This window comes from Streptococcus sanguinis (assembly GCF_050225395.1).
In the GTDB taxonomy this organism is placed as follows: Bacteria; Bacillota; Bacilli; order Lactobacillales; family Streptococcaceae; genus Streptococcus.
Genome location: NZ_CP071431.1, coordinates 629,890 through 654,747, shown reverse-complemented (window position 1 = coordinate 654,747; position 24,858 = coordinate 629,890). Strand labels below are relative to the sequence as shown.

At 37.1% G+C, this 24,858-nt stretch carries 24 protein-coding genes and 1 pseudogene; 7 read left to right on the top strand and 18 right to left on the bottom strand.

The features are described from left to right. Positions 1-169 precede the first annotated feature (169 nt). On the top strand, positions 170-883 hold the full coding sequence (gene treR, locus J1C81_RS03335) for a trehalose operon repressor (protein ID WP_032909672.1): 714 nt from the start codon (positions 170-172) through the stop codon (positions 881-883). Between the two features lie 414 nt (positions 884-1,297). Here the strand turns inward: treR and J1C81_RS03330 are convergent, their stop codons facing one another. The 8 genes from J1C81_RS03330 to J1C81_RS03295 all read right to left on the bottom strand — a co-directional run bounded on the left by J1C81_RS03330 (position 1,298) and on the right by J1C81_RS03295 (position 8,224). Next, positions 1,298-1,639, bottom strand: a complete 342-nt coding sequence (locus J1C81_RS03330) for a hypothetical protein (protein ID WP_235787733.1) — start codon at positions 1,637-1,639, stop codon at positions 1,298-1,300. 8 nt (positions 1,640-1,647) lie between these two features. Beyond that, a complete protein-coding gene (locus J1C81_RS03325) occupies positions 1,648-1,941 on the bottom strand; it encodes a hypothetical protein (protein ID WP_002914579.1) in 294 nt (97 codons plus the stop codon). Between the two features lie 8 nt (positions 1,942-1,949). Then, complete coding sequence (locus tag J1C81_RS03320) at positions 1,950-3,461, bottom strand: hypothetical protein (protein ID WP_002914578.1); 1,512 nt, start codon at positions 3,459-3,461, stop codon at positions 1,950-1,952. Further along, complete coding sequence (locus tag J1C81_RS03315; RefSeq protein ID WP_032909671.1) at positions 3,452-4,060, bottom strand: hypothetical protein; 609 nt, start codon at positions 4,058-4,060, stop codon at positions 3,452-3,454. The genes J1C81_RS03320 and J1C81_RS03315 overlap by 10 nt, the downstream gene beginning before the upstream one ends. Before the next feature lie 121 nt (positions 4,061-4,181). Continuing rightward, entirely contained in the window at positions 4,182-4,790 is a 609-nt protein-coding gene (locus J1C81_RS03310; protein WP_002914575.1) for a hypothetical protein, read from the bottom strand. Between the two features lie 44 nt (positions 4,791-4,834). Beyond that, positions 4,835-5,443 carry a hypothetical protein gene (locus tag J1C81_RS03305; RefSeq protein ID WP_002914574.1) on the bottom strand — a complete coding sequence of 203 codons (609 nt, stop codon included), beginning with the start codon at positions 5,441-5,443 and terminating at the stop codon, positions 4,835-4,837. A 164-nt stretch (positions 5,444-5,607) separates the two neighbouring features. Continuing rightward, positions 5,608-6,948, bottom strand: a complete 1,341-nt coding sequence (locus tag J1C81_RS03300; protein WP_002914573.1) for a hemolysin family protein — start codon at positions 6,946-6,948, stop codon at positions 5,608-5,610. Between the two features lie 151 nt (positions 6,949-7,099). Continuing rightward, complete coding sequence (locus tag J1C81_RS03295; RefSeq protein ID WP_002914572.1) at positions 7,100-8,224, bottom strand: AI-2E family transporter; 1,125 nt, start codon at positions 8,222-8,224, stop codon at positions 7,100-7,102. 74 nt (positions 8,225-8,298) lie between these two features. Here J1C81_RS03295 and J1C81_RS03290 point away from each other — a divergent pair, with 74 nt between their 5' ends. From J1C81_RS03290 to J1C81_RS03270, 5 genes are all read left to right on the top strand, one after another. Continuing rightward, positions 8,299-9,093 carry an ABC transporter ATP-binding protein gene (locus J1C81_RS03290; RefSeq protein ID WP_002914571.1) on the top strand — a complete coding sequence of 265 codons (795 nt, stop codon included), beginning with the start codon at positions 8,299-8,301 and terminating at the stop codon, positions 9,091-9,093. Next, positions 9,090-10,634: a hypothetical protein gene (locus tag J1C81_RS03285; RefSeq protein ID WP_002914570.1), complete on the top strand. Its 1,545-nt coding sequence runs from the start codon at positions 9,090-9,092 to the stop codon at positions 10,632-10,634. Before J1C81_RS03290 ends, J1C81_RS03285 begins: the two co-directional genes overlap by 4 nt. Positions 10,635-10,763: 129 nt before the next feature. Further along, a complete protein-coding gene (locus J1C81_RS03280; RefSeq protein ID WP_002914568.1) occupies positions 10,764-11,138 on the top strand; it encodes a hypothetical protein in 375 nt (124 codons plus the stop codon). Between the two features lie 69 nt (positions 11,139-11,207). Further along, entirely contained in the window at positions 11,208-12,263 is a 1,056-nt protein-coding gene (locus tag J1C81_RS03275; RefSeq protein WP_002914567.1) for a DMT family transporter, read from the top strand. 180 nt (positions 12,264-12,443) lie between these two features. Further along, a complete protein-coding gene (locus tag J1C81_RS03270) occupies positions 12,444-13,208 on the top strand; it encodes a class I SAM-dependent methyltransferase (RefSeq protein ID WP_002914566.1) in 765 nt (254 codons plus the stop codon). 543 nt (positions 13,209-13,751) lie between these two features. Here J1C81_RS03270 and J1C81_RS03265 read toward each other — a convergent pair. The 10 genes and pseudogenes from J1C81_RS03265 to J1C81_RS03220 form a co-directional block, all read right to left on the bottom strand. After that, positions 13,752-14,527: pseudogene (locus J1C81_RS03265) on the bottom strand (ABC transporter permease). Next, complete coding sequence (locus J1C81_RS03260; protein ID WP_002914564.1) at positions 14,514-15,467, bottom strand: ABC transporter ATP-binding protein; 954 nt, start codon at positions 15,465-15,467, stop codon at positions 14,514-14,516. The pseudogene J1C81_RS03265 and the gene J1C81_RS03260 overlap by 14 nt, the downstream one beginning before the upstream one ends. Beyond that, on the bottom strand, positions 15,467-16,063 hold the full coding sequence (locus J1C81_RS03255; RefSeq protein WP_002914563.1) for a TetR/AcrR family transcriptional regulator: 597 nt from the start codon (positions 16,061-16,063) through the stop codon (positions 15,467-15,469). The genes J1C81_RS03260 and J1C81_RS03255 overlap by 1 nt, the downstream gene beginning before the upstream one ends. Positions 16,064-16,299: 236 nt before the next feature. Beyond that, positions 16,300-16,851 (bottom strand): tRNA (mnm(5)s(2)U34)-methyltransferase, encoded by a 552-nt coding sequence (locus tag J1C81_RS03250; protein ID WP_002914561.1) that lies wholly within the window; start codon positions 16,849-16,851, stop codon positions 16,300-16,302. Then, on the bottom strand, positions 16,845-17,792 hold the full coding sequence (locus J1C81_RS03245) for a TIGR01212 family radical SAM protein (RefSeq protein WP_002905125.1): 948 nt from the start codon (positions 17,790-17,792) through the stop codon (positions 16,845-16,847). Before J1C81_RS03245 ends, J1C81_RS03250 begins: the two co-directional genes overlap by 7 nt. 59 nt (positions 17,793-17,851) lie before the next feature. Beyond that, the gene (locus tag J1C81_RS03240; RefSeq protein ID WP_002914560.1) at positions 17,852-18,151 is read right to left on the bottom strand and encodes an MGMT family protein; all 300 of its coding nucleotides are present in this window, start codon (positions 18,149-18,151) and stop codon (positions 17,852-17,854) included. Positions 18,152-18,541: 390 nt separating this feature from the next. Further along, complete coding sequence (locus J1C81_RS03235; protein ID WP_002914558.1) at positions 18,542-21,175, bottom strand: FtsX-like permease family protein; 2,634 nt, start codon at positions 21,173-21,175, stop codon at positions 18,542-18,544. A 12-nt stretch (positions 21,176-21,187) separates the two neighbouring features. Then, positions 21,188-21,889 (bottom strand): ABC transporter ATP-binding protein, encoded by a 702-nt coding sequence (locus tag J1C81_RS03230; protein ID WP_002905129.1) that lies wholly within the window; start codon positions 21,887-21,889, stop codon positions 21,188-21,190. A 1-nt stretch (position 21,890) separates the two neighbouring features. Next, a complete protein-coding gene (locus J1C81_RS03225; RefSeq protein WP_002905130.1) occupies positions 21,891-23,234 on the bottom strand; it encodes an MATE family efflux transporter in 1,344 nt (447 codons plus the stop codon). After that, positions 23,227-24,003 carry an AfsA-related hotdog domain-containing protein gene (locus tag J1C81_RS03220; RefSeq protein WP_002914557.1) on the bottom strand — a complete coding sequence of 259 codons (777 nt, stop codon included), beginning with the start codon at positions 24,001-24,003 and terminating at the stop codon, positions 23,227-23,229. Before J1C81_RS03220 ends, J1C81_RS03225 begins: the two co-directional genes overlap by 8 nt. 266 nt (positions 24,004-24,269) lie before the next feature. Here J1C81_RS03220 and J1C81_RS03215 point away from each other — a divergent pair, with 266 nt between their 5' ends. Then, a complete protein-coding gene (locus J1C81_RS03215; protein WP_002913242.1) occupies positions 24,270-24,842 on the top strand; it encodes a TetR/AcrR family transcriptional regulator in 573 nt (190 codons plus the stop codon). The last annotated feature ends 16 nt before the right edge of the window (positions 24,843-24,858 follow it).

Below are 24,858 nucleotides of genomic sequence, written 5' to 3'. Positions count from 1 at the left end.
AGAATCCAGCACTCTCCTTATATTTTTTACGAGTTAGTTTTTCAACACATCTCTACAAATCATTGTAATCGATTTCAAAGATGTATGCAAGTTGTTTGTTGAAAAAAGCCCTTATTTTTGATAAAATTTTCTAGGTTGTATGTAAAAAAGAAAACAAGTGGAGTTTATGATGAAGAAATACAAACAATTATTCAAACAGATTGAGAAAGATATTTTAGACGAGCGTTATGCTGTCGGAGACTTCTTGCCCAGCGAGCATCAGCTGACAGAAGACTACAAGGTCAGCCGCGACACGGTGCGCAAGGCTCTGGCTCTGTTGCAGGAAGAAGGATTGATTGAAAAGGTCCGCGGACAGGGTTCCAAAGTCATCAAGCAGGAACAGTTCGACTTTCCTGTGTCTAAGCTGACCAGCTATCAAGAAGTAGTCAAGCAGAATAATATGCAGTCCAAAACCAATGTTGTCAGCTTGGAAAAAATTACCGTGGACCAGAAATTGTCCGACATCACTGGCTTCCCTCCCTACCGACTGGTTTGGCGAATCGTCCGTCAGCGCGTTGTAGACCAAGTCGCCTCTGTCTTAGATATTGACTATTTAGACAAAGGCATCGTACCTGACTTGACAAGGGAAATCGGTGAGCAGTCCATTTATGCCTATTTGGAAAATGATTTAAAGCTCAACATTGCCTATGCCAAGAAGGAATTTACCATTGACCACGCCAATGACCGAGACAAGATTCTCATGGACCTAGGCAAGGACCAGCAGGTTGTCTCTGTCAAATCTCAGGTCTATCTGGCAGACGGCCGCCAGTTTCAATATACCGAGAGCCGCCACAAGCTCGACAAATTTCGCTTTGTGGATTTTGCTAAGCGTCAGAAAGAATAACCTTGAGTTCCATCCAGACCACAAAACCACCCCTGTCTTCCAGCTGGCAGAGGTGGTTTCTTTTTATGAGTAGTCTAAGTCTGCTTTGTTTTGGATCAACAAAGAGCCTCAAAATTTTTTTTACTTGTTTTAGGAGATTTATATGAAAAAATTAGTTAAGGGCTTCTGCTGCTTTTTAAACGTTACTGATTCGTATTACTTCCTTTCCTACTTTTGCGCCTGTGAGAATGTCAATACTTGCTTATCATATAGGGTAACTTTAGATGTCATTGGACTGTCCTCATTTCTATTTTGATGGTATTAGTATAATCCCAGAAACTTAAGACAGACTTATAAAAAACTTGAAAGAAACTTAAAAGGCTGACATTAAATATCACTTTTTTATACTGCATTGATATATGGCATTTTTACAGTCTATACTTGAGAATTCTCAGCTTTCCTTCTTTTATAATATTCCTCCTCCAATCGTTCTAAGTCTTTCCGATATTTAGCGGTTATTTCTTCCCTCTCTTCACTAAGTGCGTCAAAAAATTTTCTGAAAGACAAATCAAATTGTTCCATATTGTCATTCATCTTACTAACTGCTCGATATATCTCATCAGTTGAATGATTTCTAGAATAGTAAAGCAATTGTTCACTCAATAAATCCGTCTTTCTCCGAGCATCTAATCTCATAGAATCCAGTACTTCTTCAACTTGCTCTATTTTCTTTAATTCTTGCTTATATTTCTCTTCTAGCCTGAATATCCGTTCCATAGCAGACCTCATTTAATAGGGTTTTGCAGATTTGGTTGTGGGATATTTGTTAGATAATTTGTCGCAGCTGTCGCAGCATTCCCAGAAAATCCACCCTTTAGACTGTTATTGAGAGTAGCAGTAGCAAAATCAGACATCTGTAGCTTTTGCTCAGCCAACCAAGCAGCTAAAAGACTAGACTGCGCTGTAACCTTAGATTTCTCCGATTGAATCAGAGCATCGATCATCTCCCGTTCTTGAGCCTTCATTAGTTCAACAAGATTATTATTCGCTGTTAATTCTATTCTTCTGAGATTTACCATAGTTCCTCCTACTTGCTACTAAACTGTATACTTCCTTGACGATCTACTTCTTCGAGTCTATCAGCTGCTTGGCGTATATTAGAACCAAAAATATCCAATTTTTGTTTGTAAGAAGCCGCCTCACTTAGCGTTGCTTCTTCAACCCCACTATCCCAACAAGTCTCCAATGTAAATTGAGACAAGAGCGATTCCAACTCGTCATCCGATAAATAGATTCTGCTACCATAAGCTATCAATCGGAGTGATGTCACCATGTTTTCAATATTTTGCTTATATTCGCTCAATTTTTGCTTGATTAGCTCTTCAAACTCTGCTCCTTGCTGTTCAGCTAAATCCGCAACTGCAGTCACAAGATCTTTTCGTAGATAAACCAGCTGGCTCCCACTAGCACTTGAAAAACCAGACTGAGCCAAAGAAATTGTCTCAATCGCACGATTAATGGTCAATAAACGCTTATATCTAGCCTCAGGTATAAATTCACCATATATCTTTTTATACTCTTTAACATAGTATTCTTCATCATGCTTGTCCCAGAATGGTGACTGTTCCGCTTTAATTTTAGCGGCTTTGCGTACCTGCTTCTCCGTCATACCAACAAAAAACTCTCCCTTTTTGGCATACCAGTCCAAATCTAGCATATTGCCAATCTTAGGCGGGAACTTTTCGTAGTATTCATGAACATAGTAAGCCTCATCATGCTTGTCCCAGATAGGCGACTGTTCAGCTCTGATTTTAGCAACTCTACGCACCTGCTCTGGGGTCATTCCTGATACAAACTCACCCCTCTTAGCATACTTATCTGTATCCAGTTTATTGCCAATAATATAGAATGCCGCAGGGTTGTGATCTTCTGCAGGCGAATGCAGTCCTTGCGTTCCTTCACGTGAAATAATATTAGCATATGGAATCCGTCCACCATTGCTATCCATTATCGTAGTATCTTTCGTATTAGCATCATAGGTGGTGACATGTCGATTGATATAGGCTAAATCACTGGAAGTAAAGTTCCCCTTATCAAGAGCAGCCTGAGCACCCCAGTCTGTATAATTGACGACCATAGGGACATTATGGTCCGCTGCTACCTTGACAACTGGAGTCGCTGACTGACTAAAACCACTCATGGCATAAATCCTGACTGGCTGGTTTAGCTTCTTGTCACCTACTTCTGTAATCTTCTGGACACGCTGATAAAAAGCTTCAATATCCTCATGCTGAGCTGTCATTCCATCCCCATAAGCACCCCCGAATGCATTGCTGGTTGATGCCCAATGGTCTGAACTGATAAGGTTGGCAAAAACTGGCTGGGTTCCTGCGACTGTCACAATGGTCTGGGAAACAATGGGCTCCCCATTAGCATCCAAGGGAGCTACTGCAATAGCCTGAGTTACCCCCTCCACTCGGTCAATGATTTGAAATTGTTGGCCTGTATCAGGATTCTCAATAAACGTCTTTGATGGGTGTGTAGCATAATATTTAGTATCTTCTTGAAGAATCTGAATATCCCTATGTGTTACTTCCATTTATCCAAGTCTCTTTCATCAATTCGTTGAATTTCTAAATTATAACTAATCTCAACTTTGGGACTACCTTGGTCATTCTTTTCTACACCTTTAAGATATCCCTCATGAGAAAAAGCTTCCATCGATTCATCTGTTGTCTCGTGGTCTACCCATTTCAAATTTTCAGGTAGAGGTTGCCCCCAAATAACACTATTGTGTCTTCTTTTATCATCTCTTAGATTAATAATTTCCGAGCCATCATTAACATTAAAAGCCAAATCAGTCCCAAATACCATCTTATAATCCACAAGAACCTTCTCAACAAAACCATCATTTCTGAGATAGACTTTATTTCCATAACTATCATAAACTACTGGAACTACACGGCCTTGTAAAAAACTTTCTCCCTTTCCACCAGTAATAAAAATGGGAGAAAATTCGATTTTACTGATACCGCTATAATGCTCCTTTAGATAAGTCGCGATTTGTTCCTCATAGAGCTGAAAACCATGCCGGTAGAGATTATCCACTTTCATTCTGTCCATATAAAACTTACCTCCTATCACAAGTACAAAAAAACAAAGCAAAGATAAAAGAATAGATTTTGTTCGTTTAGACATACAAACCTCCTTTTCTTTATATATTAATTTTACCACAAAAAAGAGAAGAACAAATAACAAGAACTCAATTAATCATATGGAAAATTTTTCATATGTATCTTTTCCTAAATAAATTAGTGTTTTATTGCCATTTATCCAACTCTCTTTCATCAATTCGTCTAATTTCCAAATTATAGACGATCTTAGCCTTGGGACTGCCTGAACTATTTTTTTCTACTCCTTTTAGCGATCCTTTTTGTGAATAGGCAGTAATTATAGCATCAGTACTCTTATACGTCTTCAATTTTAAGTGTTCCGGGAGATGTTGATATTGTCCTACTTCAATAGATTCGTTTTTTTCATTATATAAATATATAATTTCTGAACCATCATTGACATTAAAATCCAATTCAATTCCAGAAGTCAAAACATAATTAGGAACTAAAGTATCAATAGTTCCATCATTTCGAAGATAGACTTTATTACCATAAGTATCATAAACTACTGGAATTATACGAGCGTGGACAAAACCTTCCCCCCTTCCTCCACTTTTAAAAATCGGAGAAAATTCGATTTTACTGATACCGCTGTAATGCTCTTTTAGGTAGGTTGCGATTTGTTCTTCATAGAGCTGAAAACCATGCCGGTAGAGGTTGTCCACTTTCATTCTGTCTATATAAAATTTACCTCCTATTACAAGTACAAAAACGCAAAACAGAGATAAAAGAATAGATTTTACTCGTATAGTCATACAAACCTCCTTTTCTTTCTAGTCCAACTTACCAAATTGGTGGGTTACTTCCATTCATAAAACTCCCTCCCCTGTACACGTCTAATTTCTAAATTATAGACAATCTCAGCTTTGGGACTACCTAAGCTATTTTTTTCTACACCTTTTAGATACCCTTCACGAGAAAAAGCATCCATCTTTTCATCAGTAATTTCATCCTTATTCAATTTTAATCCATCTGGCAAATTCTGGTAACCTTCCACACTAACAGATTCATTCTTCTTATTATGTAAATAAATTATTTCTGAACCATCATTGGCATTAAAATCCAAATCAATTCCAGCTGTCATTTCATAATCTGCCACACCCATCTTTAAAACGCCATCATTGCGCAAATATACTTTATTACCATAATTATCATAAACTACTGGAACTATACGAGCATTTACAAAACCTTCTCCTCCTCCTCCACTTTTAAAAATAGGAGAAAATTCGATTTTACTGATACCGCTGTAATGTTCTTTTAGGTAGGTCGCGATTTGTTCTTCATAGAGCTGAAAACCATGCCGGTAGAGATTATCCACTTTCATTCGTTCCATATAAAATTTACCTCCTATTACAAGCAAAGAAAGGCAAATCAGTGATAAAAGAATAGATTTCACGCGTTTCATCATACAAAATACCAAGTCTTTCTATATATAGTTTACCATAAAAATAGAACCTTTTCCGCAATTTTACTATTGGATCATCTCTGACTCAATGAAACAAACCGGCTTATTGGGATAATCAAAAACAGACCTTCTTTATAAGAAAGCCTGTTTGATTTATAAAGAGTCAACTATTTATTAGCTTCCTCATCAATTTCCACTTGTTCCGAAATTTCAACCTTCACCTTCGTGACACGGCCATTTTTAACCTTGTCATTGGTCAAAATGAGCTGCTTATTCTGACTCTCTACTTCATAGCTAATGCGCTCTTTCGGGTCTGGAATAGTCCCCACACAAGTCAAGTAATAACCAGCTATCGTATCCACATCGTCGCTTTCAATCTCAACTTCAAAGTATTCATTAAAGTCATTGAGAGTCATGGTTCCTAATACGATGTAGGTATTCTCACCGATTTCATGGACTTCGATTTCAGCCTTGTCTGTCTCATCGTCGATCTCACCGACAATCTCCTCCAAGAGGTCTTCTAGTGTGACCAGACCAGCCATACCTCCATACTCATCCAAGAGAATCGCCATTTGATTTTGCGTGTTGCGCAGCTCCTTGAGCAAATCATCGACAAACATGGTTTCCGGTACAAAGAGCGGCTCCTGCAGGATCTTGCGCAGAACGATATTGTCAAAACCATTGACGAATCCTTCATTGAGCAGTCGCTTGGTATGAATCAGACCGATAACATTGTCCTTATCCCCATCATAGACGGGAATTCGCGAGAAGCTCTGTTTGAGAATGCTTTCGATAATTTCTTTGGTATCGTCCTGAATGTCCACCATAAAGGCATCCGTCCGCGGCACCATCAGTTCACGCGCCATCAGCTCATCCAGAGAGAAAATCCCCTGCAGCATCTCAATCTCGTCCGCATCCAAGGTCTCTTCGCTCTTGGTCAGCATATACTCAATCTCATCCCGGGTCATCTTTTCGTCTGCATCATCAAACTTCATCGGCGTTATTCGGCTCAGCAGGTTGGTTGAAGCTGACAACAACCAGACGAAGGGGCTGACAATCTTGCCAAGAAAGATAATGACTGGTGCAGCCCGCACAGCTAGATTGTCTTTCAGGTTCATGGCAATGCGCTTGGGATAAAGCTCACCCAAAACAATGGAAATATACGTCAGCAAAATCAGGGCCAAGAAAGTTCCGATAGCGTGTGCAGTCTCGGAATTTCCCATCCAAGAAGAGAAAAGTTTTCCCAGATTATCCGCAAAGCTGGCCCCAGACAGGATATTGATAACAGTAATCCCAACCTGGATGGTTGATAAGAAGTTATTGGGGCTTTCTAAGACAGCTAAGAGCCGGATATACTTGAGGTCGCCCTCTTCAGCCTTTTGCTCCACACGCGCCCGATTGAGCGATACCATTGCCATCTCAGCGGCTGAGAAAAAGGCATTTAACAAAGTCAATATAAACAGTAGTAAGGCTTGCCATAAAATATTCTGACTGCCAGGGTCTTCCATTGATTCTTTCTCCTCGAAATGTATAAGTAAATCTGATTATATCATATTTTTAAATTTAGTGCACAGGAAATGAAAATAAGACGGGAGGCTCTTCTTCCGTCTTATTTTCTGGTCTTGAGACTCTGGAATCAATCGAATTCCAAATACATCATTATTTATTAATAATCCCAAATTCTTCGTTCTTCTTCTGCTGCTGGGCTTCCTTGTGATTGTCATAGAGATTTGCTAGGAACTTAGCAATTTCTTTGAGAATAGAATAGGTCGGGATTGCCACAATCATCCCCAGCACACCATAGATATTGCTGGATAAGAGCAGGAGCACCATGATGGTAATAGGATGGACCTTCATCACACCACCAACGATACGGGGATAGAGGATATTGCCATCGACCTGCTGGATAATCAGCATGTAAATCAAGGCCGCCACCATCTTCTGAGGATCGGTAAAAGCATACGTAATGACCATGGGAATCAAGCCGATACTCGGTCCTACATAAGGAATCAGGTTAGCCAGACTGGAAAAAATAGCAAAGACCAAAGCGTACTTGAGTCCAATGACACTATAGCCAATATAGGCCAGAGCACCGATAATCAGGGCATCGATTGAAATTCCACTGATATAGCGGGCAACAGTAGCATTGAGATTGGTCAGCAAGCTGGAGATATTGAGCTTATCGCGCTTGAGGACTGTCCGCTCCAGCATGGGCAAAAGCTTATGGCCGTCCATGAGGAAGTAAACCAAGAAAATCGGCGTCATAATCAAAATCATCAGCGTGTTGACAACTGCTGACAGAACACTACCCAGACTGTTGGTCACACTGTTGAGAATATTCTGCAGAATATCCACATAAGACAGATTGAGCTGCTGGATGGTGGACTGGATATTCAGATTTCGAAAGAGCGGATTTTTAGATAATTGATTAACAAAACTTTGAATTTCCCAATAAAGTCCTTGCGTTGAATTAATCAAACTGCTCAGCTGATTAATCAAAATCGGCAAGAGGTAAATAACGCCCAAAGCAATTAAGCCAAACAAAAGGCTGAGCGTGATCAGAATCCCAATCATTCGGTTGATTTTGAGCTTGTCCTGGAGAAATTTCACCAGCGGATTCGTAATATAGTAAAGAAATCCTCCCACAAGAAAGGGAATCAAGATGGTATTCACAACGCTAACAATCGGGGTTACCATATCCCCCATCTGGCGCCAGATAAAGAAGATAATCGTTAGCAAAAGGACCTCACTGGTCCAAAACATCAGCTTACTTTTATGAAACATTTGACTCCTCCTATCAGTTATTTTACCATAAATTTTGTTATAATAAAGGGGATTTAACGAAAGAAAGAGTAAAAATGGAAAAGATTATCGAACTGGAAAATGTAAGCTTGGCTAAACAAGGACGAACCATCTTAAAAGATCTCAACTGGCAAGTGAAAAAGGGAGAACATTGGGCCATCCTCGGTCTCAACGGTTCTGGAAAGTCTACTCTTCTGCGCTTGCTCATGGCTAAGCATTGGAAGACTCAGGGCAAGGTAACGGTTCTGGGTACGGAATTTGGCGCCGGCGACATTCCTCAGCTGCGAACTAGGATTGGAGTAGTTGGCTCCTTCATTGCTGAGCGTCTGCCCAGCCGCCTCACATCTGAAGAAATCGTCCTGACAGGCAAGTATAAAAGCAGTATTCTCTACGCTCCTTACGGGCAAACTGAGCTAAACCAAGCTAGGGAAATGCTGGCTTCCATTGGCGGGCAAGAATTGATTGGCCGAAGCTACATCAGTCTGTCTCAAGGGGAAAAGCAGCTCTTGTTGATTGCCCGCAGTCTCATGGAAAAGCCGGAATTGCTTATCTTAGACGAAGCGACCAGCGGTCTGGATCTCTTTGCCCGCGAGCGCCTGCTGGATCAGATTGGTAAGATTACGCAGATGGACCAGGCTCCAACTATCCTCTATGTCACCCACCATGTAGAGGAAATCACTGCTGCTATGGATCATGTCCTGCTCCTAAAAGAAGGTGAAATCATAGCCCAAGGTCCTAAAGAAGACATTTTTCAAAAAGAGGTCATGGATCGATTTTATCCCCAGCCAGTCGAGCTGATTGAGCTGGGAGAAGATCGCTATTTCGTCAAGGTGGAGGTCAGGTCCTCATGAAGCAATTTTCTAATACCATCTTCAACCTGGGCTACTTCCTGATTCTGACCATGACTGCGATTGCCTTGCTTTTCCTGTCTGGGCAGATTCTGCTGTCCCACACTTACATCCCTTTGAGGATTGCTGAAGGGGTCCAATTCGTCAGTAATCCTTGGTATTTTTACCCTATCCTTCTGTTCTTTCTCCTCATACTCTTTTTAATCCGGCCCCTGTTGGAAAAGCTTCAGACCAAGCATCTTTTTTGGATTCTGTCCCTCATCTTTATAGCAGCAGCGATTTTTCTGATAACGGGCTACGATGGCCGCATCCGAGCTGACGCCAAGCACGTTTTCAATGCAGCCCTAGCCTTTAACCGAGGAGATTACAGCTCATTGACGACCGTCGGAAGCTACATGTATCGCAATCCCCATCAGCTAGGACTGATGACTCTGGAGCGACTTTATGCTTTTATTTCTCCAACAACTCAGTTTGCCTTTAGCATGAATGTCGTCTGGACTTTACTCAGTCATTTCTTGATCTACAAGATTACAGCCCTGCTCAATGCCAGAGAAATGATTCAGAAATACACGATTCTGCTGACTTTTCTCTTTTTACCACAGCTCTTTTTCATCCTCTTTGTCTACGGTACCATTCCCGGTCTCTTCTTCTGTCTGCTCAGTCTCTATGCTTTTATCAAGCTGGATCAGAAAGGAAACCTGCTCTATGCCTTGCTGGGAGCTGCCAGCATCAGTCTGGCCTGCCTCCTGCGCAACAACTACATTATCTTTGCCATTATGCTGATCGGCGTCTACTTCCTGTCCGTTTTTTATAAATGGTCTTGGAAGAAACCACTGACTATCATCCTGATTTTAGCCGGCATCGTTCTTTCAAACAAGGGTCTGACGGCCTACTATGAGCAGCTGATCGGAGGCAAGATAGGTGTCGGGACACCAAAAATCGCTTATATCACCATGGGCCTGCGGGATGATCCTAATCGGCAGACCTTGGGAGGCTGGTACGATGCCTACAATACCAAAATTCTCAAGCGCAATAAGTACGATGAAAATTTGGCTACAGAAATGGCCACTCGGGATTTGAAGGATATCCTGATTCACTTCAGCAAGCATCCTGCTTATGCGTTGAAATTCTTCTACGAAAAGGTCAAGTCTACCTGGACTGAGCCGACTTTTCAGTCTATTTGGACTGGGCCTCAGATTGAGCGCCAGCAATACATGAAGCCAGCTATCCTGCGCAGCATTTATGAGGAAAGAAAAGGTTATCAGATTGTTAATTTCCTGCTCTTAACCCTGCTAGCCAGCATCTATCTGCTCTCCTGTTTCTTTATTCTACATAAATTTTTCGTCGCCGAGGAAAAGCTGACGCCTTTTGACCTCTATCCCTTCATCTTTCTCTTGGGGGGCGGCCTCTTCCACTTCTTCTGGGAAACCAAGAGCCAGTATGTCTATATCTATGTCCTCCTTCTCATCCCTTCCGCCGCTCAATCCTTAGTCGACCTGAGCGATTGGTGGAAGAACAAAGGAAAAGGGAAATCAACAGACTAGCTTGAGAAAAACCTATAAAACTTGAACACTTGATAAGAATTTCTTATAATTTTTTAGGAATACTAAGTAAAACAAAGTTGAATTTGTAATTAAAATTTTTTGTACTTTACGAAGGGAGAATAGAGATTTATGTTTTCAATATTAGGTGCAGTATTATTTGGAGTTATAGCAATTATGACAGTTCTTGTTGCTTGCGGTCTGCCTTTGGGCGAATATACAATGGGTGGACAACATAAAATCTTACCTAAGAAATTTAGAATTGTGGCAGTCATTTCGGTGGCTATCCAAATTTTTGCCATGATCATTATTTTGCAAGCTGGAGGTTTGCTTCCCTTGTGGCTGCCTTTTAAGGTTACTAAATATATTTGTTTCTTCTTTGCCGCTTATCTATCCTTGAATACAATTATGAACATGATTTCAAAAAGTAAGAAAGAGAAATATGTTATGACTCCGATTTCACTTATAGCTGCAATATGTTTTTGGATAACAGCATTTCAGATGTAGCATCTAAGCGAGAATCATCTACAGTGCGTCAAATTGAGAATTTATCTAAAAGGAGTTGATTTATTAAATATGGATAAAAGCAGAAAATTTATAGCGGTAATTTTAGCATTGCTTGCGGCTATTTTTTATGCAATAAATACACCATTTTCTAAAGTGCTTTTAAATAAGATTCCACCGACATTGATGGCATCTTTTCTATATTTGGGAGCTGGAACAGGTGTAGGTATTATGTACTTGTTTCATAGGAAAGTCGAAGAAAAGTATGAAAAGTTAAATAAGGCAGATTTACCTTATACTGTTGGAATGATTGTCCTTGATATTGCGGCACCTATATCCCTTATGATTGGCATAAATATTGGTTCAGCCTCAAATGCTTCACTGCTAGGTAACTTTGAAATTGTAGCAACAACAATTATTGCTCTTTTGATATTTAAGGAGAAAGTAACATCAAAGTTGTGGATTGCTATTGGATTTATCACAATATCAAGTATAGTTCTTTCATTTGAAGGGGCTGAAAGTTTCAAGTTTTCATTAGGTTCATTGTTTGTTATACTGGCAACTTGCTGTTGGGGACTTGAAAATAACTGCACTAGAAAAATTTCAGATAAAAGTACTTATGAGATTGTTTTACTAAAAGGTTTTTTCTCAGGTAGCGGTGCATTTATAGTCGCCCTTATTTTGGGAGAAAGAATTCCTGAAATGAAATATATAATGGCTGCTTTGCTACTTGGATTTGTGGCATATGGGCTCAGTATTTTTATGTATATCAGAGCACAAAGAGATTTAGGTGCTACAAAAACTAGTGCATATTATGCTGTAGCTCCGTTTGTAGGAACTTTTTTAGCATTTATAGTAAATGGAGAAAAACTTACTTTGGTATATTTCATTGGTCTTGTTTTTATGATAATCGGCTGCGTAATTGTTGTATATGATACAATGGTTAAACGTCACAGTCATAGTCATTCTCACATAATTGTTCACACGCATGATGGGAAAACACATACTCATATTATCACGCATGAACATGAGCATAGTCATTTTATATTAGAGGAAAAGCATAATCATAAACATAAAGATTATATGAACAGCAAAGAACATAAATTGATACATGAAAAGAGATTGTAAATTTATAAAAGTGCTGTATTTGAAACATAACAAATTAAAGTTTCAAATAAAATAAAAATTAAAAATTAAAGCAAGATTAAAATAGTTCAAGAAATAAGAAATTTGTAGAGGTGAGAAAAATATAATGGCAACACATCCAACTTAAATCGAAATAGTATAAAATTACGAGGAGATTATAAGATGAACAATTATATAAAATTAAATGAAGATAGATGGAATAATGTAAAAAATGACTATACTGAGCCATTGACACATGAAGAATTAGAAGAAGTTAGAAAACATCCAATTTCTGTTGCATTAACTGTTGGGAAAAAAGTTCCAAAAGAATGGTTTGAAAAAGCAAACGGAAAAAAGATATTAGGTTTAGCTTGTGGTGGTGGACAGCAGGGGCCAGTTTTTGCTATAAAAGGTTATGATGTCACCATAATGGATTTTTCTAAATCACAATTACAAAGAGATGAGTTGGTTGCTAAAAGAGAAGGCTTAAAAATCAACACAGTTCAAGGCGATATGACAAAATCATTTCCATTTGAAAATGAAACCTTTGATATTATTTTTAATCCAGTTTCAAATGTATATATAGAAGATTTAAAAAACATGTATAAAGAAGCTTCTCGAGTATTGAAAAAGGGTGGACTATTAATGGTCGGATTTATGAACCCTTGGATATACATGTATGATGCTGACACCGTATGGGACAAACCCGATGAGGAATTACTTTTAAAGTTTTCAATACCTTTTAATTCAAAAGAGCTTGAAGAGGAAGGCAAGATAACCATCAATCCAGAATATGGATATGAATTTAGCCATACCTTAGAAACTCAGATTAGAGGACAACTTAAAAATGGTCTCGCTATGATAGATTTTTATGAATCGTGTGACAAAAGACATAGATTATCACGTTATGGAAATGACTATATAGCTACACTCTGCATTAAACTATAATATTATAGAACATGCTTAAGGATAATAGCCCGTTTTATTTTCCGTAAGGGTTAAAATCTAAAAATCCCAGTTTGTATAATTGAATATAACAATTTGAGAAACAGTAAATCACAAAGGTTTACTGTTTTTTTGCTCATTTTGAAAAATCATAACCACCCGTGAAAACGGGTGACATGTACATCGGCTATAAGCCGTTCCCCTCTAGCGATGTCTAAAGACGTTTACTGAACTTCGTTCGGGCAATGCTATGTTCGTTTGACTAATGCCCGTAAAAACGGGATTTTACCTTGTTCTAAAACTGCCATCTGAGAACGCTTTGACACTTAACTTATCAAAGGTAAGGTCATTTTTTCCCAATCGCCTGTATATTTAGAAACTACCTTTTCATTTAGACCAACGGCACTTACATAATATTTTTTCACCTAAAACTTTCGATTGCCATAATATAACCCCTCTTGTTTTTCAATCTGAACAGGAGGGGGTGTTTTGAATGGAAATGAATAAGACTTAGTTTTGTGTTATTATCATTTTCATCACTTCATTTTAATCGTAATCAGCATACCTCCACCAAGCTATTGTTACGATAAGACCTAGAATACTTACACCAAATAAACTGACAATGCTCCCAAAATTCAATAGTGCTTTTCCTGCAATACCACTTGCGAGTGCAGGAATCGCCCATGGAATGTATTTCCCAAAGTTAAGAGCAGAACCAAGCTGAGAAAAAATAATAGTAAAAATGATAAATGCCAATGGAGACAATATCCCCGGCCTAAACAAGCAAAAAAGGCCACTGGAGTAGAGAGTACGATCGTAAGAGTAGTACAAAAAACAAAAGTAAGTATACCTTTGAAAATCACCATTAAGCTCCCACCCTCAAGTCCAATCAGATTGCCAGCTAATAATCCTAATAAAAGAGCAAAAATTGATAGAATATAGCTCCATAGAGCGATAACGATAAACTTGGATAATACGATTGTATCTCTTCTTATCGGGAGTGCTAATAGGTCAATCATCGTTTTATCAGAATATTCTCTACCAAAAACCCAAGATGCTGTAAATCCAAAAATGAGCAATCCCCCAACAGAAATGACTTGTGATATGGTCATTAAGTACGACGACCAGTCTGTTATCCTCATCGTTTCCATTTTTGCAGAAATCAAACCAAGATTTTTGAAATTCTCTGGATATTTCATCATAGTTGCAAACAAGCCAACAATAAAAGGAACTAAACAGATAGAACAAGCAGTTACGATGGAAAGTTTTGATTTTATTAACTTTCTCCATTCAATTAAAATACAGGAACTAAGCTTTTTCATTCGAAACACCTCTATTATACTCATTCAGTATTCTTAAGAAATAATGCTCTAAATCTTCTTTTTCAACAGCCAGCGATTTGGGAGGATAACCTGCATTAACTAGCAATGTAGCAATTTCTTCCGGATATTCCACAGGTTTTGTATCAATTAGTTCTAAGAAATCGATATTATTTTCTGTGTCTGATTGAATGTTCACCTGATAGCCATGGTTAGATAATACTTCTTTCATTGCCTTATTATTAGAGCCACTTACTAGTAACTTCTTTTCTAAGTACTGCTCTAATTCATTGCTTTCAACTTCTCTTATAAGTCTGCCCTCATGTATAATGACTATTCTAGTAGCAATTTTAGATATTTCTTCCAGATTATGACTTGAAATAAGAACAGTTGTACCTAGATTATTTGCCAATTCCTTTAACAGCTCTCTCACTTCAATAACTCCAAAAGGGTCTAATCCATTTGTTGGCTCATCAAGAATTAGGATTTTAGGTTTATGAATAATCGCTTTTGCAATTCCTAAACGCGCAACATTTCCTAAAGAAAGATGCTTCTCCTGTTTATGTTCATATTGCTTTAGTTTTAATTTCTCAATTACCCAGTCAATATTATCTTTATTAACCCCTCTTAATTTACCAACGATTTCTAAATTTTCTCTCACAGTTAAGTCTGGATAAGAATAAGGCGTCTCAATAATATAACCTATTTCATTTCGAAGTTCTAAATTACTCAGATCTAACTTTTTTCCTTGGATATAACATGCTCCTGATGTAGATTTTATCAATCCTAACATCATTCTCATCGTTGTTGTTTTCCCTGCACCATTCAGTCCTAAAAAACCTACTATTTCACCACTTTTTATTGATAGATTCAAGTTGTTGACAACATTTTTTGTTCCATATCTTTTAGAAAGGTTTGCGGTTCTAATTGCTTCTTTCACCATTACCTATCCTCCTTAGTAATTTGCTCCACAATTCCTTGTATGACTAACTTCAATGTGGTATCAAATTGTTTTTCGCCGATTTCCTCGATGTGTAGAATAGTCATAGCAATTGTTCTAAATAAAGCAGAGACGATTTCTACCGATACATTTTCTTTAATGTTGATTCGGGATACAATTTTTTTTACCATCCTATCATCTATCAGATGATGATTTGTTATCGCCTCTTTTGGCAATTTTCTTACGAGTAATTCCATTTCATGATTTTTGAATATGGTATACATAAATGAATAGCGAAAATCTTGATAAAAATCATAAAGTAACTGTACCAGACGATTTGTATCTATCTTGGTTTCCATACCTAATTGTTCTGTCAGGCGATTCATAACATCTATTTGATATTCTTCTAAGACTGTAAAAAATAACATTTCTTTTGAGGAATAAAAATTATAAAAAGAACCTTTGGAGATATCTGCCATTGCTGCCATTTGGTCAACTGTGGTTTTCTTAACCCCATATCTTTGAAGGCATTCCTTTGCAACTTTATGTAATTTCTTTCTAATAACTTCTTTTTCTTCGCTAGTAAAAGCAGTAGCCATAACTTCCTCCTAAAAACTCTGTGACGTTTTTATTTTTACAGTCATAGATTATCATATAAACTGAAAAATGTCAAAAGTCTTATATCTTCTATGTAAGAAAATATAAGACTTTAAATTTACACACACCTTAATTCTTTTCTTTTAGACCTAATTATTCGATTTTCACGATAAAAAACAAGGATACAGTACTGAAAGCTCCTATTGTCTGGCTTTTCTCTCTGTATCCTTATTGTATCTCAAGTTCCTTCTCTCAATTTCTCAATCATGACTAAGAAAGGCGGGTTGTTAATCTGATTGATAGTCTTATAGAGGGCAACAGTAAAGTCCTGCTGAGGCAGCTGACTGACGAAGTCTAGCACCGCATCTTTTTCAACTTCGCCACCTTCATGCCCGTAGTAAATCATGATCGCTGCACGGCCGCCTTTTTCTAAGCCTTGACAGACTTTTCCCAGAGCTTCCAACGTCGTAGCGGGTCGGGTAATGACAGACTTGTCCGCCGAAGGCAAGTAGCCAAGATTAAAAATAGCTGCCTTGAAATGGTCTGTGTATTGGTCCAGAGTCTCATGGCCAGCCAAGATTAGCTGAGCATTGTCCAAGCCAGCTTCTGCCAAGCGCTGGCGGGTCTTTTCCACAGCCTGCTCCTGAATGTCAAAAGCATAGACCTGCTTGGCCAACTTAGCCAGAAAGAGGGTGTCATGTCCGTTGCCCATAGTAGCATCCACCACGATATCTTCCTTGGTCACGACTTCTGCCAAAAAGGCATGGGCCATCTGTAAGGGTCTTAACATACGAATCTCTGCTCCTTTGCTTTACAGCCTTGCTTGCTGCCACGACGACGCATTTCTGCCTCGATGGCATTGAGAACTTCCCATTTATTGAGGCTCCACATAGGGCCAATCAACATATCTCGCGGAGCATCGCCTGTGATTCGGTGGATGACGATATGCTCGGGGATAATCTCTAGTTGGTCACATATGATGGAGACATATTCCTCCTGACTGAGCAGCTGCAGCCGCCCTTCGTGATAATCCCGCTGCATACGGGTATTAGTCATCAAGTGAAGCAAGTGAAGTTTAATTCCCTGAATGTCATTGTCCGTCACACAGCGACGGACATTCTCCAGCATCATCTCATGGGTTTCCCCCGGCAGACCATTGATCAAGTGAGAGACAATCTCCGCCTTGGGAGCCAGCTTACGAACTCGCTGGACCGTCTCCACATAGAGCTCATAAGAATGGGCACGATTGATGAGGTCCGAGGTCTCCTCATAGGTAGTCTGAAGGCCCAGCTCTACAGTCACATGCATACGCTCAGACAGGTCAGCCAAGTAGGCAATGGTCTCATCAGGCAAACAGTCCGGCCGAGTTCCGATATTGAGTCCAACGACACCTGGCTCGTTAATGGCTTGCTCATAACGCTCGCGAATCACTTCAAGCTTCTCATGGGTATTGGTAAAGTTCTGGAAATAGACCAGATACTTGCGAACATCCGGCCACTTGCGGTGCATAAAATCAATTTCCTTATAGAACTGCTCGCGAATGGGCGCATCCGGCGCCACAATGGCATCACCTGAACCCGAAACGGTACAGAACGTACAGCCTCCATGCGCCACGGTACCATCCCGATTGGGACAGTCAAAACCCGCATCAATGGGCACCTTAAAAGTTTTTTCACCAAAAAGTTTTCGATAATAATCATTCAAAGAATTGTAAGATTTCATACCTTTCATTCTACCACAAAAAAGAGTTTAGAAACAAAAATTCCCTCTTTCACAAGGAAAGAAGGAAATCACCGCTCCCACAAATAGACTTTCAAATCAACACAGCCATTGGCCTTCAAGTCCACTCCCTCCGCCCAGAGCAAGTGCCTCTGGGCTTCCCAACCAGGTGCGAGGCGCCCTGCTGCATTAACTACCCGGTGGCAAGGATGTTTGCTGCCATAAAGCTCAGTCTGACTGAGTATCTTTCCGACCAAGCGGGCATTTTTTGGCCGACCAATTAAACGGGCAAGCTGGCCATAGGTCGCCACGCGCCCAGAGGGAATGCTATCTACTAATGCCAAAACAGCATCGATGAGTTCTTGATTCAAAACGGAAATGACCCTCCTTTTTACAAAGTGGATCAGAAAGGCCGGAACACTATCCTTCGTTTTAGAAGCTATATTATAAAGCCTCTTTCATTGATGATGTACTCATATCATTTCCGAGCAACTTCCATTCCACTTATAGATATAAAGCTTTCTTACCCTCCAGTTCATGGCAAGATTGTTCCTAAGATAGAAGCAATCGAAACTTACTTCTACAGCTTTATTGATTAGCTAACCCTCTAAAAACTTCCAATAATAAAAGTTTAAGAGGTTATAAGTTTTTATAAATTCCATTCTACCACAAAATCCGGCAGTGGCTCGAAAAATCCCTTCTTCCATAAAGAAAAAAGGGATATAATTATACTCAAATAATATATATAAAACAAAATATAATCAATCTACAGATTTTAATGCTTCTAACATGTTTACATTTTTTAAACGAAAATTTACCACAAAACCTAGAATAGATAAAATCAAGATTATAGTCGTCACTGGTATAAAGTATACAGTTAACTCAACTACTTTGGGATATACAGTATCTTTGCTCATCATCGTAATAATCGCATTATGTAAGTAATAACCTCCTACTATTCCCAATAAGATTCCTATGGCAGAAAGTATCATTGTCTCTCTGTAGATATACATCGTTACTTCCTTATCAAAGAACCCAAGGACTTTTATAGTAGATAATTCTCTAATTCGTTCAGCCACATTTATATTCGTTAGATTATATAATATTACAATGGCTAACAATACAGAAACAACTACCAAGACCGTCATTGAAGTCCCCAAAGAATTTACTGCTGTTCTAACAGTTTTAACTAAAGCAGAGTTTTGAGATAGCGCGGATATTCCTGATTTATCCAAGAAAATTTTAGAACTACTAGAAATGTTTGAAGCAGACTTATTTTTTAAGTTAATCAAGTATGCATTGTTTTCTGCGATTTCACCAAAAGTTTTATGATAGTAATCATTACTCATAAAAATATAATGCCCAACATTCATCTCAACAATATTAGCCACTTTTATTTTGTAATTTTTCCCGTCATTATCTTTAAAATTAAAATATTCTCCTTTCTTTACATTATAATAATCAGCCAGCTTTTGGGAAATCAAAGCTCCCTTATTAGAAAGTTTTAACTCTTTACCTGATTCAGTATTTCTTAATGTAATGAAAGAATCTAGCTTTCCATCACTACTTATAACAGAGATTGACTTCTTATCAATCTGACCTGAAATTTTCTCGCTAATACTTTTATAATGTATTTCTTTAAATTCATTCACTCTCTCAGACTTCAAAAGATTATCAATTTCTTTTTGCTCATCTTGACTAATATTATTTTTTTTAACAGCTAATATATCAAAACGAGTTATTTCTTTGAATTGATTATTTACAACCTTACCAATAGAAGACTGAATCCCTAATCCTGCAAAAAGTAAGGCAACAGAACCAGTAACACCCAGCACCGTCATCATCATTCTTTGCTTATATCTAAAAATATTTCTAGCTGTTACCTTTTGAGTAAAATTCAAACCATTCCAAATAAAGCCAATCCTCTCCAAAAGAATCTTTGAACCACTCACTGGAGGCTTGGGCAACAATAATTGAGCAGTATTTTCATTCAACTCTTTTCTAGCCACCAGAAAAGTAGGCATAACAGCGCTTATTAGAGTAAAAATCAATGACAAGAGTGAAAAGGAGCAATAGAAATAAAGCTTTGGACCACCTATAATCATCGTATTTGAAACAGTTCGGGTCACGATGCTAGGTAAAACATACTGACCTAAAGCGATTCCTAATAGTGTTCCGGTAAAACCAGCTACTGTTCCATAACAAATAAACTTTTTCAAAACATCAAAATCTGAATAACCGAGTGCCTTCAATATCCCTGAATTGATCCGCTCTTCGTTGACGAAGCGAGTCATCGTAGTAAAAGTGACTAGTGCAGCAACAAGGTATAAAACTACAGGAAAAAGGTTACCTATATTACCAATATTGTTTTTTATTGACTCATAAGTTCTATAGCCTTCTCCCCCTGGAAAAGTTGTACGCGTATATGTGTTATAACTAGGTGCCTCTAAAGAATCAATTTTATTTTGACCATTCTTTATATCTTCTTCAGCTTTATTAATTTTATCCTGTGCCTCAGAAAATTCCTTATTAATCCCGTTTAACTGGGTTTCTGGCAAATTCGCAACTGCTTCTCTTTTTTTAGCTAAATTCGATTTTGCTTCTTCAAGTTGAGCTTTTTTTGAATTGATTGACGATTGCTGAGTCTTTTTTATATCAACTAATCTCTGCTCTCCATTATCAGAAAGCAAGTCATCTAGTTGTTCCTGTTTTTTCTGAATGATTTCTGAATATTTGTCTGAATAAGGATTTACTCTATCAGTTTCATCATACTTTAATCGTGCAATTGTATATACATCACTTGAAAATGAATCTGAACTGACAACTCCATAAGCCGATAAAGTCCCATCACCAGCAGTTGTGTTCCCTAAGTTAGTTGTTGACCAGATTTCTGCAGAATTAACAAAACCGACAATTTCATATTCATCCCCCTTTAAAATTGAATTTTTTTCCTCTTTAAATTCAATTTTGTCTCCCACTTTATAACGAACTTTTAAATTCGATGATAAAGCAATTTCCTTACTATTTTGAGGGAATTTCCCAGAAACTAAGTCATATAAAGAGATATCCTTACTATCTGAAAAAACTCTCATTGACTTGTTACTATCTTTTATGGAAGTATCAACCATATACCCGTATTCAATAATTACATCCTTTATACTGTCCAATTCAGCTTTATCTTTCTTATCTAAACCAGCATTTGATATGACTGCTAAATCCATCGTTTTTTGTTTATCCAAATATGCTCTAGCCGTTCTTTCCATATCTGGCGGTGTAGCTTTTAAACCGGTTAATGCAAATGAACCAAGAAACATTAACAACATAATCGAAATGAATCGTCCCTTGGATAAGGCAAAAGATTTCCTTATATCTTTCCAAAATGTCGTTTTTTTCACTTTTCATACTCCTTAATATTCTATTGATTCAATATCCTTAGGATTGTCATTAATTTCTACTGAACTAATTTTTGCATCATGCATGTAAATTACTTTATCCGCAATAGGAGTAAGTGCAGAATTATGAGTGACAATGATCACGGTTGAATTCTTATATCGAGACATATCCTGTAAAATTTTTAGCACTTGCTTACCTGTCTTGTAATCTAATGCTCCTGTCGGCTCATCACATAACAATAATTTAGGATTTTTTGCAACTGCTCTAGCTATTGAAACCCTTTGTTGCTCTCCTCCTGATAACTGAGCTGGAAAATTATTCATTCTTTTTTCTAACCCCACACTCCTCAAAGCTTCTTCAGCATCCATAGAATCTTCAACAATCTCTGAAGCAAGTTCAACGTTTTCCTTAGCTGTTAAATTAGGAACTAGATTGTAAAACTGAAAAACAAAGCCGACATCCTTTCTTCGATAATTCGTCAATTCTTTCGCACTATAATCAGAAATATCATTTCCATCGATAATGACCTTTCCTTCATCATTACTGTCCATGCCACCTAAAATATTTAAAACAGTTGATTTACCAGCTCCTGATGCTCCTAAAATAATAACGAGCTCCCCTTTATCTATTTTGAAATTGATATTATTATTAGCGACAATCTCGCTGTCTCCTGATTTATATCGTTTAAAAGAATTACACATCTCTATATAGGTCATTTTATGCCTCCATAATTTTTCTTAATTTAGTCATCATAAATTTTAGCCAAAACATTATAATCACAAGTATCAAAAAATCTGAAATAAAATAAGAGGACCATAGGCCAGTTATTCCAAACAAAATTGGTAAAAATAATGCTAAAGGTATTTGAAAAATAATCTGTCTCAGAATAACTAAAAAAGTAGATATCCGCGAGAAAGAAATATATTGAAAATAGTTAGTTCCGATATTGATGATTCCTTGTACAGGTAACGAAATCATAACAAGTCTTAAGGCTGTACTAGAAAACTTTATAAATTTCGGATCGCTTGAATTAAAAAGTGTAGCTATTTGCACTGCAAAAATTTGAATTACAAGGAACAAGCACAGAGAAAAAATTGTGCTGATTATTAGTGAAAGACTAAGTGATTGCTTTATTCTACTATAATTTTTTGCACCATAATTAAAACTAATTACAGGCTGAACTCCATTTGTAATAGCATTCATCAAAGAAATAATATAGCGATAGATTGAAGAAGTTATAGATAAAGCAGCAAGACCATAAGTACCAGCATAATCAAAAGCAACCCTATTATATAATATCAGTAATATCACAGATATGACAGTTGTGAGAAAGAATGGCAACCCCATTGCAATAATTTTATTGATAAGCTTTTTATCAATAAATAATAAGCTCTTCAAATCTATTTTTAAATCGTTATATTTTCCAGTGTACTCTCTGAATGTCAAGATAAGTGCAGCAAGATTAGCCAGAACTGTAGATAAAGCTGATCCAAAAAAACCAGTATGAAATACAAGAATTAGAACTGCACCAGTCCCTGCATTCACAAGAAATGAAATAGCATTGATATGTAAAACTTCTTTAATCTTACCTTGAGCCCGCAAACAGTACAAAAGAGTGTGTGAGACAAAATATATAGGCGCTCCAATAAGAAATGTAAGGCAAAATTCTTTAACATAATGATACAGTTCTTGTGGTGCCCCAAAAATAATCAATAAACCTTCTAAAGAAAACCATAAAAGTATCGACTGTAGAATTGATAAAATTAAAGAAACTTGGATAGAGGAATCTAAAATTAATCGGGCATTTTTGTAATCCTTTTTGCCAAGTGAGATTGTCAACAAGGATGCTGTTCCTTCGCTTGCTAGAGCTGAAAAAGCATAGACCAAAGCGTATATCATAAATGTATATGTATTAGCGGAATTCCCCTCAAGCCCTAAGGTCTGTCCAATGAATATGCCATCAACTAAATTATAAGACCCACTTACTATTGCTGTAACTAATGAGGGAATAATTAGTTGAACTAACAGTTTTTTTACAGATATATTTTCTAATTTATTCATGACTATGTCTCATATGTTCAAAACTCTTTCTATTCCTAAAGATTCTTCCAGTCATATACCCTTTTAGACAACATTTTCCATTTTGATAAAGAGCATAGACACAATATCCTTTATGCTTTGCTGTTTTATCCGAAATAACTTGAATAATCAAAGGAGTCTTTTGAGTTACAAAACTTTGATAAACTTTTGTTTCTTCAGTAGGAATAAAATGCTCCTCACCACTCAAAGCTTCTGCAGACGTAGATAAACAGGCTTGTCGGCAAATTTCAGTTAAAATAATTGATTCGACATGATCTTCAGCCTTGTGATCAAGTTGAATTTCTTTTGTATCAAAAAAACCTCTCAGATAAAATACATTTGTATTTGGCAATCGTTTGCTTTTTGAAACCATTACATTATTTTTTTCAACTTTATGTACAAGCTCTTTATCCACTTTAATTTCGGTAAAAAGCACATCGTTTAGCACTTCACAAGGTATCCCAATTTTTTCACTCAATCTTAGAATATTATCAAATAAAATTTCTGTTCCCGCATTTTCCAAAGTAATATCACTATATTTTTTATCATATAAGTGAGTCATTATTTCACTATCATTTTCAAAATCTGGGAAATAAACAGAAACATTTTCTTTTAAAATTAAAAGAGTCAGTTCTATATCAGTAATAATATTTAGGATAATTATCTGAGAAGATAAAGTATCCACATGGTCTTTTTTATGCTTGCAAATTGTAAAATAATTAGTAAAGTCATTTTTAAATACAGAATTCATAATTTCCCCCTCTAAATTGAATTTACATGATATAAGTTACATAATAACATTTTCATTATACTGCTTCCAGTACCAAAAATTTACAAAATGTAGCCAAAATATCTCGTTTTTACAGAATAATCAAATGCAATTTAGAAAATTTTTTACAAACTGTAATTTTTTTGTTAATATTGAATCTAATTAATTATACTTAGATTAAAATTATTTTTTAATAATAACAATAGAAGTACTAGGCTACATATAGACTGACAAGGAGAATAACAGCGATGACCAAAGATACGCGAGAAAATATTATCACTGCTTTCTTTCGACTTTCTGAAAAATATCCTGATAAATCTAACTTTTCTTTTTCTGAGATTGCAGAAGAAGCAGGCATAGCAAGACAAACAATCTATAAAAATCATTTCAACTCTCCTAACGAAATAATTGAAGCTATTCATCACGACATTGACGAACGAATAATGTCAAAAATGCTAGATTTTGTACCAGGTTCAAATGGATCCGATAATGCTCTTTTTATTGACTTCCTTGCTTCTGAAATAATACCATTAATTTTTGAGAATAGAATCTGGCTAAAATATCTTTATTCAACTGCAGCTGATCCTAATTGGGAACTTTTTTTAAAGAACCAATATAAGACTTGGATTAGCCAAAACATTCAACTGTCTAGTAAAATGGGTTTATCTAAAGAGTTTACTGAAGAATTACTTGTTAATTATACTCTATCAATTATAAAGTCATGGATTACACAAGCAATTCCAGAATCTCCTGAAGTCTTTTCTAAAAAATTCAAATCACTTTGCAAGCTATCTATTCAAGATATTATTCAAAATGCTTAAAACTCAAAAAACACCA

What these genes read in the sequence shown, in the direction of transcription:
- treR (WP_032909672.1), top strand. Translation starts at nt 170, where the DNA reads ATGAAGAAATACAAACAATTATTCAAACAGATTGAGAAAGATATTTTA.
- J1C81_RS03330 (WP_235787733.1), bottom strand. Translation starts at nt 1,639, where the DNA reads ATGGAACGGATATTCAGGCTAGAAGAGAAATATAAGCAAGAATTAAAG.
- J1C81_RS03325 (WP_002914579.1), bottom strand. Translation starts at nt 1,941, where the DNA reads ATGGTAAATCTCAGAAGAATAGAATTAACAGCGAATAATAATCTTGTT.
- J1C81_RS03320 (WP_002914578.1), bottom strand. Translation starts at nt 3,461, where the DNA reads ATGGAAGTAACACATAGGGATATTCAGATTCTTCAAGAAGATACTAAA.
- J1C81_RS03315 (WP_032909671.1), bottom strand. Translation starts at nt 4,060, where the DNA reads ATGTCTAAACGAACAAAATCTATTCTTTTATCTTTGCTTTGTTTTTTT.
- J1C81_RS03310 (WP_002914575.1), bottom strand. Translation starts at nt 4,790, where the DNA reads ATGACTATACGAGTAAAATCTATTCTTTTATCTCTGTTTTGCGTTTTT.
- J1C81_RS03305 (WP_002914574.1), bottom strand. Translation starts at nt 5,443, where the DNA reads ATGATGAAACGCGTGAAATCTATTCTTTTATCACTGATTTGCCTTTCT.
- J1C81_RS03300 (WP_002914573.1), bottom strand. Translation starts at nt 6,948, where the DNA reads ATGGAAGACCCTGGCAGTCAGAATATTTTATGGCAAGCCTTACTACTG.
- J1C81_RS03295 (WP_002914572.1), bottom strand. Translation starts at nt 8,224, where the DNA reads ATGTTTCATAAAAGTAAGCTGATGTTTTGGACCAGTGAGGTCCTTTTG.
- J1C81_RS03290 (WP_002914571.1), top strand. Translation starts at nt 8,299, where the DNA reads ATGGAAAAGATTATCGAACTGGAAAATGTAAGCTTGGCTAAACAAGGA.
- J1C81_RS03285 (WP_002914570.1), top strand. Translation starts at nt 9,090, where the DNA reads ATGAAGCAATTTTCTAATACCATCTTCAACCTGGGCTACTTCCTGATT.
- J1C81_RS03280 (WP_002914568.1), top strand. Translation starts at nt 10,764, where the DNA reads ATGTTTTCAATATTAGGTGCAGTATTATTTGGAGTTATAGCAATTATG.
- J1C81_RS03275 (WP_002914567.1), top strand. Translation starts at nt 11,208, where the DNA reads ATGGATAAAAGCAGAAAATTTATAGCGGTAATTTTAGCATTGCTTGCG.
- J1C81_RS03270 (WP_002914566.1), top strand. Translation starts at nt 12,444, where the DNA reads ATGAACAATTATATAAAATTAAATGAAGATAGATGGAATAATGTAAAA.
- J1C81_RS03260 (WP_002914564.1), bottom strand. Translation starts at nt 15,467, where the DNA reads ATGGTGAAAGAAGCAATTAGAACCGCAAACCTTTCTAAAAGATATGGA.
- J1C81_RS03255 (WP_002914563.1), bottom strand. Translation starts at nt 16,063, where the DNA reads ATGGCTACTGCTTTTACTAGCGAAGAAAAAGAAGTTATTAGAAAGAAA.
- J1C81_RS03250 (WP_002914561.1), bottom strand. Translation starts at nt 16,851, where the DNA reads ATGTTAAGACCCTTACAGATGGCCCATGCCTTTTTGGCAGAAGTCGTG.
- J1C81_RS03245 (WP_002905125.1), bottom strand. Translation starts at nt 17,792, where the DNA reads ATGAAAGGTATGAAATCTTACAATTCTTTGAATGATTATTATCGAAAA.
- J1C81_RS03230 (WP_002905129.1), bottom strand. Translation starts at nt 21,889, where the DNA reads ATGACCTATATAGAGATGTGTAATTCTTTTAAACGATATAAATCAGGA.
- J1C81_RS03225 (WP_002905130.1), bottom strand. Translation starts at nt 23,234, where the DNA reads ATGAATAAATTAGAAAATATATCTGTAAAAAAACTGTTAGTTCAACTA.
- J1C81_RS03220 (WP_002914557.1), bottom strand. Translation starts at nt 24,003, where the DNA reads ATGAATTCTGTATTTAAAAATGACTTTACTAATTATTTTACAATTTGC.
- J1C81_RS03215 (WP_002913242.1), top strand. Translation starts at nt 24,270, where the DNA reads ATGACCAAAGATACGCGAGAAAATATTATCACTGCTTTCTTTCGACTT.